The 13,465-nt window shown below is 62.7% G+C and carries 11 protein-coding genes; 8 read left to right on the forward strand and 3 right to left on the reverse strand.

Features of this window, described 5'->3' with window-relative positions:
* Positions 1-22 precede the first annotated feature (22 nt).
* From AC54XV_RS10570 to AC54XV_RS10605, 8 genes are all read left to right on the forward strand, one after another.
* The gene (locus AC54XV_RS10570) at positions 23-2,686 is read left to right on the forward strand and encodes a DUF4118 domain-containing protein (protein WP_060409608.1); all 2,664 of its coding nucleotides are present in this window, start codon (positions 23-25) and stop codon (positions 2,684-2,686) included.
* Positions 2,683-3,375: a response regulator gene (locus AC54XV_RS10575; protein WP_024642333.1), complete on the forward strand. Its 693-nt coding sequence runs from the start codon at positions 2,683-2,685 to the stop codon at positions 3,373-3,375. The genes AC54XV_RS10570 and AC54XV_RS10575 overlap by 4 nt, the downstream gene beginning before the upstream one ends.
* Positions 3,376-3,471: 96 nt before the next feature.
* Positions 3,472-3,750, forward strand: a complete 279-nt coding sequence (locus AC54XV_RS10580; protein WP_003316607.1) for a lipoprotein — start codon at positions 3,472-3,474, stop codon at positions 3,748-3,750.
* 1,372 nt (positions 3,751-5,122) lie between these two features.
* Complete coding sequence (locus AC54XV_RS10585) at positions 5,123-6,040, forward strand: AAA family ATPase (RefSeq protein WP_003406805.1); 918 nt, start codon at positions 5,123-5,125, stop codon at positions 6,038-6,040.
* Positions 6,010-6,993: a DUF58 domain-containing protein gene (locus AC54XV_RS10590; RefSeq protein ID WP_152999872.1), complete on the forward strand. Its 984-nt coding sequence runs from the start codon at positions 6,010-6,012 to the stop codon at positions 6,991-6,993. Before AC54XV_RS10585 ends, AC54XV_RS10590 begins: the two co-directional genes overlap by 31 nt.
* A complete protein-coding gene (locus AC54XV_RS10595; RefSeq protein WP_060409210.1) occupies positions 6,990-8,999 on the forward strand; it encodes a transglutaminase TgpA family protein in 2,010 nt (669 codons plus the stop codon). Before AC54XV_RS10590 ends, AC54XV_RS10595 begins: the two co-directional genes overlap by 4 nt.
* 24 nt (positions 9,000-9,023) lie before the next feature.
* Positions 9,024-9,785: a CHAD domain-containing protein gene (locus AC54XV_RS10600; RefSeq protein WP_060409211.1), complete on the forward strand. Its 762-nt coding sequence runs from the start codon at positions 9,024-9,026 to the stop codon at positions 9,783-9,785.
* A gap of 119 nt (positions 9,786-9,904) precedes the next feature.
* Complete coding sequence (locus tag AC54XV_RS10605) at positions 9,905-10,702, forward strand: acyl-CoA thioesterase (RefSeq protein ID WP_058399426.1); 798 nt, start codon at positions 9,905-9,907, stop codon at positions 10,700-10,702.
* Between the two features lie 12 nt (positions 10,703-10,714).
* Here the strand turns inward: AC54XV_RS10605 and AC54XV_RS10610 are convergent, their stop codons facing one another.
* The 3 genes from AC54XV_RS10610 to AC54XV_RS10620 form a co-directional block, all read right to left on the reverse strand.
* A complete protein-coding gene (locus AC54XV_RS10610; RefSeq protein ID WP_011267409.1) occupies positions 10,715-10,957 on the reverse strand; it encodes a hypothetical protein in 243 nt (80 codons plus the stop codon).
* Between the two features lie 107 nt (positions 10,958-11,064).
* Positions 11,065-12,540 carry a methyl-accepting chemotaxis protein gene (locus AC54XV_RS10615; RefSeq protein WP_058399427.1) on the reverse strand — a complete coding sequence of 492 codons (1,476 nt, stop codon included), beginning with the start codon at positions 12,538-12,540 and terminating at the stop codon, positions 11,065-11,067.
* An 84-nt stretch (positions 12,541-12,624) separates the two neighbouring features.
* Positions 12,625-13,464 (reverse strand): TatD family hydrolase, encoded by an 840-nt coding sequence (locus tag AC54XV_RS10620; protein ID WP_058399428.1) that lies wholly within the window; start codon positions 13,462-13,464, stop codon positions 12,625-12,627.
* Position 13,465 lies beyond the last annotated feature (1 nt).

The raw sequence follows: 13,465 nt of genomic DNA on the forward strand, positions 1-13,465 counted from the left end.
CAGAAAGAGGGTGGTAACCAACGTGAGTGATTCCGGTCGAGCTGACGCACTGCTGGCCCAGCTGCCCCGCGAGGGGCGCGGAAGGCTGAAGGTTTTTCTCGGCGCCGCGCCAGGGGTGGGCAAGACTTACGCCATGCTCCAGGCGGCTCATGCGCAACTGCGCCAGGGCGTTAAGGTGCTGGCGGGCGTGGTCGAAACCCACGGCCGCGCAGAAACCGAAGCGCTGCTCAACGGTCTGCCGCAACAGCCCTTGCTGCGCACTGATTATCGCGGCATGACCCTCGAAGAAATGGACCTCGACGCGCTGCTCAAGGCTGCTCCGAGCCTGGTACTGGTCGACGAACTGGCGCACACCAACGCGCCCGGCAGTCGCCACACCAAGCGCTGGCAGGACATTCAGGAACTGCTCGCCGCCGGTATCGATGTGTATACCACGGTCAACGTCCAGCATCTGGAAAGCCTTAATGACCATGTCCGCGGCATCACCGGCGTGCAGGTGCGTGAAACCCTGCCGGACTGGGTGCTGCAGGAAGCCTTTGAACTGGTGCTGATCGACCTGCCGCCCCGCGAACTGCTGGAGCGCCTGCGCGACGGCAAGGTCTACGTGCCGGAGCAGGCGCGCGCGGCCATCGATGCCTTTTTTACCCAGACCAACCTCACCGCGTTGCGCGAAATGGCCATGCAGACAGCGGCGGCGCAGGTCGATAACGATCTGGCGCAGGGCTACCGGCAATTGGGCCAGTCGGCCCCGGCGGTTCGCGGGCGGATGCTGGTGGGCATCGATGGCGATATCCATGCCGAGCGCCTGGTGCGTCATGCCAGTCGGGTTGCCCAGCGTCGCCATCTGCCATGGAGCGCCGTGCATGTGGACGATGGGCAAACCCTCGACGAGCAGTCACGCGCGCGCCTGCAAAGCGCTCAGCAACTGGCCGAGCGGCTGGGCGGCGAGGCGGTTTCATTGCGTGCCGGGGAGGTTGCCAGAACGCTGGTTCAGCATGCCATCGAACGACGTGCCAGCGTGGTGCTGGTCGGCCAGTCGCGTCGGCATTGGCGTCGCCGCGTGTTTGGTGGCGGCGTCGCGGCGCGCTTGTTGCGTGAAGGGCATGGGCTGGAAATCTCGGTGCTCGACGACAGCGAGGAACTGCCCGATCAGCCGCCGCGTGCGCGCCCGGCCCGCGAAGTCGTGTGGTTCGATTACGGTCTGGCGTTCGTCGCCACGTTGATCGCCAGTCTGGTCGCCTGGGGCGTTGCAGGCGTGCTGGCGCTGCCGAACATTTCCCTGATCTTTCTCGCTGCGGTATTGCTGGTCGCCGTGCGCAGCAGCATGGGCCCGGCGCTGGCCTGTGCCGGGTTATCGTTCCTGGCCTATGATTTTCTGTTCATTCCGCCGAGCTTTTCCCTGAACATCCAGCGCGAAGAAGACGTGCTGACGCTGTTGTTCTTCCTGCTGATGTCGGCCCTGACCGGCAAGCTCGCAGCACGCCAGCGCAGGCAGTTGCAGGCATTGCGCGATACCCAGGAACAGACCAGCGAACTGCTCGACCTGTCGCGCAAGATGACCGCCGCCACCGACCGCAAGGCGGTATTCAGCGCCGCCGAGCAGCATTTTTCCGGCTGGAAGGAACTGCACTTGTGCCTGGTCGGCCGCGACGGAGAGGGCGGCAGGGTGGTCGAAACCGGTGGGCCGCTGACCTTCTCGGAAGCCGAGCGTGCTGCCGCCGACTGGGCCTGGAAGCACGATCAACCTGCGGGCAGTGGCACTGGCACCTTGCCGTCCGGACGCTGGTGGTGGTGGCCGATCACCGCAGAAGAAGGGCCGCTGGCTCTACTTGGGGTCTGCGCGCGGGAAGGCCAGTCGTTCACCGCGCAGCATCGACGTCTGCTGGCGGCACTGACCCAGCCACTGGCGCAGGCGCTGGCCCGTGCGCAACTGGCGCAAGAGCTTGAGGCGGCGCGCCTGCACGGTGAAACCGAGCAACTGCGCAGTGCCTTGCTGGCCTCGGTGTCCCACGACCTGCGTACCCCGCTGACCTCGATGCGCGGCAGCATCGACAGCCTGCTGGCCCTGGGTGAAGCCATTCCACTGGAGGATCGCCGCGAGCTGCTGGAAGGCACCCGCGATGAAGCCGAGCGCCTGGACCGCTATATCCAGAACCTGCTGGACATGACGCGTCTGGGGCACGGTGCGCTGAAGCTGGCCCGCGACTGGGTGTCGCCCGCCGATATCGTCGGTAGCGCGCTCAACCGGCTGCGTGCCGTACTGGCGCCATTGCAGGTCAGCACCCAGGTGACTGGCGAGCTGCCGCTGCTGTACGTGCACGCAGCGCTGATCGAGCAGGCGCTAGTCAATGTGCTTGAGAACGCTGCGCGCTTTTCACCCGTCGATGGACGCCTGCAGGTGGCGGCCGGTGTGGTCGACAGTGAACTGTTTTTCTCGGTCAGTGACGAAGGCCCCGGCATTCCCGAAGACGAACGAGCGAAGATTTTCGACATGTTCTACACCGCCGCCCGCGGCGATCGTGGCGGGCAGGGCACCGGGCTGGGGCTGGCGATCTGTCAGGGCATGATCGGCGCGCATGGCGGACGGCTTTCGGTCGAGGAGGGTATTGATGGGCTGGGTACGCGCATCACGCTGTTTCTGCCGCTGCAGGCGCAGCCGGATGTGGAACTGGAGGAGTCCGCTTGAGCCAGGCGACCACCATTCTGGTCATCGACGACGAGCCGCAGATTCGCAAGTTTCTGCGCATCAGTCTGGTCTCGCAGGGCTACAAGGTGCTGGAAGCCGCCACGGGCGCCGAGGGTCTGGCTCAGGCTGCCTTGAACAAACCCGATTTGCTGGTGCTTGACCTTGGGCTGCCGGACATGGACGGTCAGCAGGTGTTGAGCGAGTTTCGCGAGTGGTCGGCGGTGCCGGTGCTGGTGCTTTCGGTACGCGCCAGTGAGGCACAGAAAGTCCAGGCGCTGGACGCCGGCGCCAACGACTACGTGACCAAGCCGTTTGGCATTCAGGAGTTTCTGGCCCGGGTCAGGGCGCTGCTCAGGCAGGCGTCGGGCAGCGATAAGCCCGAATCTGCGCTTGAGTTCGGACCGCTCACCGTCGACCTGGCCTATCGGCGCGTGCTGCTCGACGGTCTCGAAGTGGCGCTGACCCGCAAGGAATACGCGGTGCTGGCGCAGTTGGCGCGGCATCCTGGGCGGGTCATTACCCAGCAGCAATTGCTCAAGGATATCTGGGGGCCTACGCACACCGAAGACAGTCACTATCTGCGTATCGTGGTGGGGCATTTGCGGCAGAAGCTGGCGGACGATCCGACCGCTCCGCGGTTCATCCTCACCGAGCCTGGAATAGGGTATCGTCTGCTCGCTGATCACTAGATGAAAAAAGCGAGCAGAGCCCCGTGCTGCGGCACTTTTACTGCCGCGCACCGTCAAAGCCGCACACTCCCTGTTCTCTCTTGAGGTAACACCCGCATGAAAGCCCTTATCTGTCTGCCATTGCTTGTTTTGGTTCTTGCAGGTTGTGCTGGCAAGACCGGATATCGCGACAGCTGCGCCACTCAGCTCGACGCGGCCTGGCATGAGCTGGATCTGGCCAAGGCTGAAGGCTTCGCCGGAACGGTCAGTTACTCGAAGGCCTTGTCGCTGTTGACGGGTGCCAAGACTCAGCAGCAGTTCGAGGCGTTTGAAGGCTGCACCGAGAAGTCCGAAAAGGCCCGCTTCTATATCCGTGAGTCCCGCGCTGGCCGTTGATAGCTGACGATACACAGGTCTGCTCTTGATTCTGGCTGAAGGCCGTGGGAGCGAGCTTGCTCGCGAAGAGGCCAGTAAAGCCCCTGAAAATGGGGCGTCTGGACAATGACTATCGTGCTAATGAGTTGGCATGCAGTTCGTGACGCTCTGCGTCACACGGCGGTTTTTCTTTTTCAGGTGGATTGGGGTTCGACTCAGGTCACCTTTTCGCCCCTCGGCGACCTACTTTGATGGGGCCAAAGTAGGCAAACCCCTTGGCTCTGTTTCCGGCCCGACTTCGTCGGGTTCCTTCGCCCTGATACTGATCCGGGGCTCAGCCGTCACTTACGTCGCACTCTGCGTCGTCAGTACCATCGTGTTCGAAAAGCACTTTAGAGTAGTCGGGCTAGAGGGACGGCCCGGAGCCTGATGACTATCGTTCCTCACGCTCCGCGTGGGAGTGCAGTTCGTGACGCTCTGCGTCACACAGCTGTTCTGTGATGCCAGGTAGATTGAGGTTCGACTCAGGTCACCTTTTCGCCCCTCGGCGAGTCACTTTGAAGGGGCCAAAGTGACCAAAGCCCCTGGCTCCGTTTCCGGCCCGACTTCGTCGGGTTCCTTCGCCCTGACACTGATCCAGGGGTCGCCGCAACGGACCATCCATGGTCCGGTGCGGCTAGCCTGGCGTCCTGCCAGGCTACCCCCGGATCAGCGCCAGGCCTCAGCCGTCACTTACGTCGCACTCTGCGTCGTCAGTGCCATCGCGGTTGAAAAGCGCTTCAGAGCAATTTGGCTAAAGGCACGGCCCGGAAACTGATGACTATCGTTCCTCACGCTCCAGCGTGGGAATGCAGTTCGTGACGCTCTGCGTCACACGGCGGTTCTGCGATATCAGTGATGTTTGTTTCTGGCTCAAGTCACCTTTTCGCCCCTCGGCGACCTACTTTGATGGGGCCAAAGTAGGCAAACCCCCTCGCTCCTGTTTCCGGCCCGACTTCGTCGGGTTCCTTCGCCCTGTCACTGATCCGGGGGTCGCCGCAACGGACCATCCATGGTCCGGTGCGGCTAGCCTGGCGTCCTGCCAGGCTACCCCCAGATCAGCGCCAGGCCTCAGCCGTCACTTACGTCGCACTCTGCGTCGTCAGTACCATCGTGGTTGAAAAGAACTTTTGCGGCAGTGGCTGCGGGTAAGGCATGAGATTGTTTTGGCTATCGTGCCGACGCTCCGCGTCGGCATGCCGTTCGTGACGCTCTGCGTCACAAATCTTCAGCCTGTCGAGACAGTAGGCCTAACCAACTCTGGCGAAACGGCCTACGCTCACTTTAAAGTGTTCGGACATTAGCATCGCTTGCAGTCCCACAGTCATGAAGCAGTTGCCGGAAGGGGCTTTCGATGGGTAGAAAACTCGATGCATGCCTGAGCGCGATCAATGAGGTGGTGCTGGGCAAGGAGGCGCAGGTACGCCTGGCGATGACGTGTCTGGTCGGCGGCGGGCATTTGTTGATCGAGGACTTGCCGGGGATGGGCAAGACTACCCTCAGTCATGCGCTGGCGAAAATTCTTGGTCTGAGTTATCAGCGCATTCAGTTCACCTCTGACCTGCTGCCAGGTGACATCCTGGGGACCTCGGTATTTGATCGGGACAGTGGGCAGTTCACCTTTCATCCGGGGCCGATTTTCGCTGAGCTGGTGCTCGCCGACGAGATCAACCGCGCCACGCCCAAGAGCCAGAGCGCGTTGCTGGAAGCGATGGAAGAAGGGCAGGTGTCGATCGAAGGCGCGACGCGTCTGTTGCCCGATCCATTCTTTGTGATCGCGACCCAGAACCCGTTCAGCTCCGGCGGCACTTTTGCCTTGCCCGAGTCGCAACTGGACAGGTTCATGATGCGCATTTCCATGGGCTACCCGGCCAGAGCCGCAGAGAAAGCCCTGCTGCTGGGCGAGTCGCGCCGCGAGCTGTTGCCGCGTCTGCAACCGATTCTGGATCACGCCCTGCTTGGCCAGCTCCAGGCGCAGGCGCGGCAGGTGCGTGCCAGTGATGCCTTGGTTGATTATGTCCTGCGACTGGTCGAGGCGACGCGCAGCCAGCCGCAGTTCGCCTACGGACTTTCACCCAGGGCGAGCCTGGCGATTCTGGCCGCAGCACGGGCCTGGGCGATGTTACTGGGCCGTGAGTATGTGATTCCCGAGGACGTGCAGGCGGTGCTGCCATCGGTGATCGGCCACCGGCTGCGTGAACGCAGCGATCCGACCGGACACGGCGGCGGTGCGCTGGTGCAGTGGCTGTTGCGCGAGGTGCCCGTGCTTTGATCGAACCGCTCAAACCACTCTGGCAACGCTGGCTGTCGAGGCGAATTCCTCCAGCGTCACGCATTACCCTCGACCACCGGCGCATTTTCATCATGCCGACACGCACCGGCATGATTTACGCGCTAGTGCTGGTGCTCATGCTGCTGGTGGCGATCAATTACCAGAACAGTCTGGCCTACGGGTTGACCTTTCTGTTGCTGTCGATAGGCGTGCTGGCCATCCTGCACACCTACCGCAACGTCAGCGGTCTGGTTCTGAGTGCAGGCGTGGCGCGTTCGGTATTTGTCGGCGAGCCGGTGCAATTGCGCCTGCGCCTGGAAAGTGCCGGGCAGGCTCACCACGCATTGGGCTTGGGCTGGAGCGCGACAGCGTTGCAGTCAGGCGATGTGCTACCCCGAGTGCTGACCGACCTGGAGCTGACCCTGCCCGCCGAAAAGCGCGGTTGGCTGCATGCACCAAGGCTGAGGATCGAGAGTGTGTTTCCGCTGGGCATTTTTCGCGCCTGGAGCTGGCTCGATCTGGAGCAGAGCGCCTTGATCTATCCTCGACCCTTGTCCGGGACCCTGCCGCTGCTCAAGGGCGTGCAGCCGCATGCCGAGGACGATGGCCATGCCACCCAGGGGGCCGGTGTCGATGATTATCAGGGCCTGCGCAGCTATCAGCCGGGCGACAATCGCAGTCGCCTGCACTGGAAGGCGTATTCACGCGGGCAGGGGCTGTTGATCAAGGACTTCACCGACCTCAGTGGCCATGACCTGTGCCTGGACTTCATGGCACTGGGCGGAGATAACGAGGAGCGCCTGTCGCGCCTGTGTTATTGGGTGCTGGAGCTGTCGCAGCGGCACCAGCCGTTTGCCCTGCGGTTACCGGGCTTTCTGTCAGCGGTGGACAGCGGTGATGCACACCGCGAAGTCTGCCTGCGCGCCCTTGCGCTGTACGGCCATCGCTCATGAACGACAAGGTCAAGGCAGTTCCCGCCGCGCCCATTCCGCGTGTCAGCCTCACCTGGCTGCTGGTGGCGCAGGCACTGGTGGTGTTGCCGTTCGCGTTGCATGTCCCGGTGTCGATCATGATCCTCTGGCTGGGCTGCACGGTGTGGCGCGTTCAAGCGTTCCGCATGCGCGTGCGCTTGCCTGGCACCTGGGTCAAGTCCGGGCTGCTGGTGGGCACCGCCGGTGGCGTTTATCTGGCGCGCGGCAGCCTGGTCGGGCTGGATGCCGGGGCTGCGTTACTGGTGGCTGCATTCGTTCTGAAAATGCTGGAAATGAACAATCGCCGTGACGCGCGGGTGCTGATTTTCCTTGGCTTCTTCTGCGTGGCGGTCGGCTATCTGTTCGAAGACAACCTGCTGTGGGCGCTCTTCAGTCTGCTGCCGGTCAGCGCGCTGCTGGCTGCGTTGATCGGCCTGCAACACTCGGACCTGGCCGGCAGGTCGGCCGACACGCTCAAGCTGGCGTTCAAGCTGATGGCGCAGGCGCTGCCGTTGATGCTCTTGCTGTTTCTGTTCTTTCCGCGTCTGGACCCGCTCTGGTCGCTGCCGCAGCCGAGCAACAAAGGCGTCACCGGCCTGTCGGACAACATGGCACCCGGCGACATGGCGGAGTTGAGCAAATCGCCCGCGCTGGTGTTTCGCGCCAGTTTCGAAGGGCCGGTCCCGGCGCGCAATCAGCTGTACTGGCGCGGTCTGACCCTTGAGCAGTTCGATGGGCGTCGCTGGTCGCAGTCGGCCCGCGCCCAGACCGTACAGATTGCGCAGTGGGAGAAACGCGGCGAGCCGCTGGCCTACAGCGTTGTCATGGAAGCCAGCGGCCGGCCCTGGCTGCCCAGCCTCGACGTGGCAGAAACCACGTTGCCGGACGTGCGGCAGATGAGCGACTTCCGCCTGCAGCGCAGACGCCCCGTCGAACAGTCGCTGCTCTACGCCGTCAACTCATGGCCACAGAGCGTCCGTGATCCGCTGTCCAGCGAGCAGATCCAGCGTCAGGACCTGCAGTTGCCTGCCAAGGGCAATGATCAGGCGCGGCAATGGGCCGATGAACTGCGCCGCCGCTACACCACACCGGACGCCATGGTCGCGGCGCTGCTCGGTTACTTCAGCGATCAGCCGTTTCACTACACCCTCAAGCCGGTGCCATTGGGCAATGACAGCATCGATGAATTCCTGTTTGCCAGTCGTCAGGGGTTTTGCGCCCACTATGCCGGTGCCATGACCTTTGTCCTGCGCGCGGCGGGCATCCCGGCGCGGGTGGTGGCCGGGTATCAGGGCGGCGAACTGAACCCCGACGGGCAGTACCTGACTGTTCGCCAGTTCGACGCGCATGCCTGGGTGGAATACTGGCAGCCGGGCGTGGGCTGGCGCAGCGTCGACCCGACTGCAGCCGTGGCGCCGCAACGTATCGAGCAAGGTCTGGAGCAGGCGCTGGCGGCGGACGAAGCGTTTCTGCAGGACTCGCCCTATTCAGCGTTGCGCTACCGCAACGTGCCTTGGGTCAACGCCCTGCGCCTCAGTTGGGATAACCTCAATTACGGCTGGCAGCGCTGGGTGCTGGGCTATCAGGGACAACAGCAGTTACAAATTCTCGGTCGCTGGTTTTCAGGGTTCCAGGCGCCGGTTTTTGTCTTGGGAAGCCTGTTTTCACTGGGCCTGGTGGCGTTATGGCTGTTCAAACCCTGGCAACGCGAAAGCGACTCGCAACTGCGCGTGTTCAACGCATTTGAACGCTTGCTCGCCCGCCATGGTCTGCGTCGTATGCCGGGTGAAGGCGCTGACGCATTCTGCCGCAGGGCGGTGCTCTATTTTCCGCAGCATACCGAGGCCATTGAAGGTTTCGTCCGCGAATTTCAAGCGCAGCGCTATGCTGGGCGGCTGGCTTCGGCAAGCCGCTTGAGGCAGGCGCTGAGCACGCTGCGCCGTGGTTTGCCATGGAGGCTGTCAGCCGTCAGGGACAGGCATTCATGAATCAGTTTGTCGAAGGGGAATTGCATGTCTTCAATGGTGGATCATCTGGTCGCCGAAGTGCTGGCGCTGGATGTCAAATTGCTCGCGTGTCAGGCACGTCTCGCCGTTTCGACTGACAGCGAAGCGCTGCACGATTTACGTACCACGGTGCGCCGTCTGCGCAGCGTACTGCGGCCCCTGCGGGAAAACCCGAGTGCGGCAGAGCTGGAAGAGGCGGCCAGGGCGGTCGGCCAACTGACCACGCCGCTGCGTGACATTCAGGTGCTCGCCGGGTTTCTTGAAGAGCAGGGTTTGAACGAGGCCGCATTCACACGCAACCGTTACCTGGAAAGCGCCTGCCCAAAGGTCGCCAGCTCGCCCGAGTTGACCCGCCTGCTCAAGCTGATTGACCGGTTCCCGGAAATGCTGCGCCTGCAACAGCGCCAGGGCATGTTGCGTGGCTTGCGCAAGACCATCGAAAAGCGCATGGACAAGCAATGGCACAAGTTGCGTGTGGCCATCGCCGAGCCCGGTCATGACCGTCATGACCTGCGCCTGCTGATCAAGCGCGTACGTTACGCTGCCGAAGCCTATCCGCAACTCAGCCACCAGCCGAAAAACATGCAGGCGCGGCTCAAGTCCGCACAAGGCGAACTGGGCGACTGGCACGATCATCTGCAATGGCTGGCGCAGGCGGCAGAGCAACCGGATCTGGCTCCCTGCGTGCCGGGCTGGCAGATCGGCATAGTAGGCGCCGAGCGCAAGGCCGAAGCATCGCTCAAACGCTTGGCCAAAGCCTGTTTCTGATCCTGTGATTTGTCGAGAGGCAGGTCATTCAGGCCGCAAAAATGGCCATTATGCGGCCTGTCGTTAACTAAGAGGATGGTTATCATCCATCCACTTGTGTGTTGACGTGTGGAGTGAGCATGACCTTTTCTGAACTGATCGATGCGCTGCGTCGCGATCCGCGCTCTGTCACGATCCCTGCCGAATGGTCTCAAGGGCGTGCCTGCTTCGGCGGGCTGATGGCTGCGCTGACCTACGAAGCGATGCGTGCAGAGGTGCCGGAAGGGCGGCCGGTTCGTTCGTTGGCGATCACCTTTGTCGGGCCGGCCGCGCCCGGTGTGCCGATTGCTTTCGAGGTCGACACCCTGCGCCATGGCAAGGCAGTCAGTCAGGTGCTGGGACGCGCCATGCAGAACGGTCAGGTCATGACCCTGATACAAGGCAGCTTCGGTGCCCCTCGGGAATCGATGATCACCGTTGCCGCAGAGGCCGCGCCGGTCCTTAAACCGGTTGATCAATGTCCGGAGCTGCCGTTCGCCAGCGGCGTGATGCCTGATTACCTGCGCTTCATGGACATTCGCTGGGCGTTGGGCGGCATGCCATTCAGTAATACCCGATCACCGGCGATTGGCGGCTACGTGCGCTTTCGCGATACGCCGCACGCCACGCCCATGGGCGAAGCGCACATTCTGGCGCTGGTGGACACCTGGCCGCCTGCGGTACTGCCGCACCTGGACAAACCGGCCCCCGGCAGCTCACTGACCTGGACCATTGAGTTCGTCCAGCCCCAGCCGTCGCTCGATACCCTGCAGTGGTGCAGCTACCGCGCAGTCATCGAGCATGCCCGCGATGGCTATGGCCATACCGCCGCGGCATTGTGGAGCCCCGACGGCGAGCTGATCGCAATCAGCCGCCAGACGGTTACCGTATTTGGCTGACCGGCAACCGGATCAAGGTTTGCGAGCGGCCCGGGCGGCGTCCTGGCGCTGAAACCCCAGCGCCGCCACCAGGCCGATCACCCCGATGGCAACCGATGAAAGGCTTTCGGAAAACAGCCCGTTGAGGATCAGCAGGGCCGCCAGAATGAACAGCGGCACGGCGATCAGGTACAGAGCCAGACTGGCCGAGTGCTCCTGACTGTCGTTGCTGTCACGCCATTGATTCAACTGCAGATCGGAAAGTGGTTTGTTCATGATGCGGTCCTCTTCAGGTAACGCGTAAAGCGTCGTTCAATGCCTCAAGGATAGGCCCGCGCGCCGATGGCTGACGAGTCAAGCCTGTCTATCGCGGCGATAGCCTGTTACAGCTTGAGCTGGCCAATGGCGGCATTCAGTTCGCCTGCCAGCGTGGCCAGTTCGTCACTGGTGCTGGCCGAGTCAACCGTCTGAATCACCGTGCGTTCGGTGACATCGCGGATACTCACCACCGCACGGTTCATCTCCTCGGCGACCTGACTTTGCTGCTGGGCGGCGACGGCGATCTGCGTGTTGCTTTCGCGCATCTGTGCCACGGCACCGGCAATTGCCGCCAGCGCATCACCCGCTTCCCGGGCCTGCTGCACGCATTCGTCAGCCTTGGACGAGCTTTCCTGCATGAAGTCCACGGCATCGCGAGTGCCGCTTTGCAGGGTCGAGACCATCGTGGTGATTTCATCGGTGGAGGTCTGCACCCGTTTCGCCAGATTACGTACCTCGTCGGCGACCACGGCAAACCCCCGACCCATTTCCCCGGCGCGTGCGGCCTCGATGGCTGCGTTGAGGGCGAGCAGGTTGGTCTGTTCGGCAATGCTGTGGATCACGTTGACCACACCGTTGATCTTCTGGCTGTCTTCGGCCAGACGCTGGATCATTTCCGCCGTTTGCTGCACGCCGCTGGAAAGCCCGGCGATGGACACTTGCACGCGGTCGACCACCACCTTGCCACTGCCCGCCAGTGCGTCGGCGGTCTGCGACTGATCACGGGTGGCCGTGGCGTGCTGGGCAATGTGATGGACCGTGGCAGTCATCTCGTTGATGGCCGTGGCCACTTGGTCGGTTTCGCTTTGCTGGCCGAGCATGCCCTGGCGCACCTCCTTCATGCCTGCCGCCAGATGCGCGGCGCCCTGATCGAGGCGCCCGGCAGTTTGCGAAACGGTGTTGACCACCCGCTGGTAACCGGCCTGCATGGCATTGAAGGCCTTGGCCATTTGTCCGACCTCATCGTCACTGCGGTTGGGAACACGGGCCGCCAGGTCGCCGCTTTTTTCGACGTGCAGCATCACATCCTTGAGCGCGTTGAGCTGGCTGAGCAGAAAGCGGATCAGCAGCTGCGAGGCACAGAGCATCAACAGCATCAGCACGAAAACCGCCATCGCGTAGTGCGTGAAGCGATCCAGCAGGATTTGCATGAAGGTCGGGGTGAATGCCAGTAGCGCAATCCGTTGCTCGGCGCCTCGGGTGATGATCTGCGCACCGCTCAGCCATTGACCGCCAGCGGGCTTGTCCAGCGTCACCCAGTCGCGGGCGTCAGCCAGTTCCGGCAGCGCAAGGCCATCGACGACCGGTGTCTGACCCTGGCGGTACGTCAGCAATGTATCGCTGGAGGGCAGCGCTGTGTCGACGGGCCATGCGGCCAGCAGGCGCGCCTGCGCTTGTGCTGCCTGACGCGACGCATCCGTGCGCGCGTGTTGTTCAGTTTGCATGGCGTACAGCACCAGCAACAGGGTGGTGACGAAAGCGACCGCGTTGACGGCCCAGAACTTATATTTCAGTGACAGGTTGCCAAGCCATGAGCCCATGAGTGGTCTTCTTCGGTGATCGGTTGAGATAGCAGCAAGATGCCATCACTGTGCCTCAGCCAACGAAGAGAGCCTTGATGCGGGTCAACAAAGCTGCAGATTTTCATCCTCTGAGGTGTTCTTCAGCACTGGCAAGGCAAAAAACTGCCGTGCGCAATCTGTGCTGTGGCGTGCGAGGTCTTCCTGCGTTTCGCCCCGGTGCAAGGCTACTTCGCGCAAGACTTCCGGCAGGTAAGCCGGCTCGTTGCGACCGTTTTTCGGCTTGGGACGCAGGCTGCGTGGCAGCAGGTAGGGCGCATCGCTTTCCAGCATCAGCCGGCCGCGAGGGATGTTGCCCACCAGTGCGTGCAGGTGGGTGCCGCGTCGCTCGTCGCAGATCCAGCCGGTGATGCCGATATGCAGATCAAGGTCCAGGTAACTGAACAGCGCGGCGCGCTCACCGGTGAAACAGTGCACGACTGCCGCGGGCAGGCGGTCGCGGTAATCGCGCAGAATTTCCAGCAGCCGCTGGTTGGCATCGCGCTCGTGGAGGAACACCGGTAATTGCAGTTCCACGGCCATGGCCAGGTGCGCCTCCAGGACCTTTTCCTGTTGGGGGCGAGGCGAGAAATCGCGATTGTAATCCAGGCCGCATTCACCCACGGCGCGAACGCGATTTTCCTTGAGCAGGGCATGCAACTGTTTCTCGGTGTCACCGGTCCAATCGCTCGCCGAATGCGGATGGATACCTGCCGTGCAGAACAGGCGTTGCGCGCTTTCATCCCGCTCGTGACACAGCTGCAGGGCGTGTTCGCTGCCCTCGACACTGGTGCCGGTCACCACCAGTTGTTCGACGCCTGCGGCATAGGCGCGGTCGAGTACCGCCTGTCGCTGCGAGGCGAAGCTTGCGTTGGTCAGATTGACGCCGATGTCGATGAGTTGCATG

Source organism: Pseudomonas fragariae (ex Marin et al. 2024), assembly GCF_059621105.1.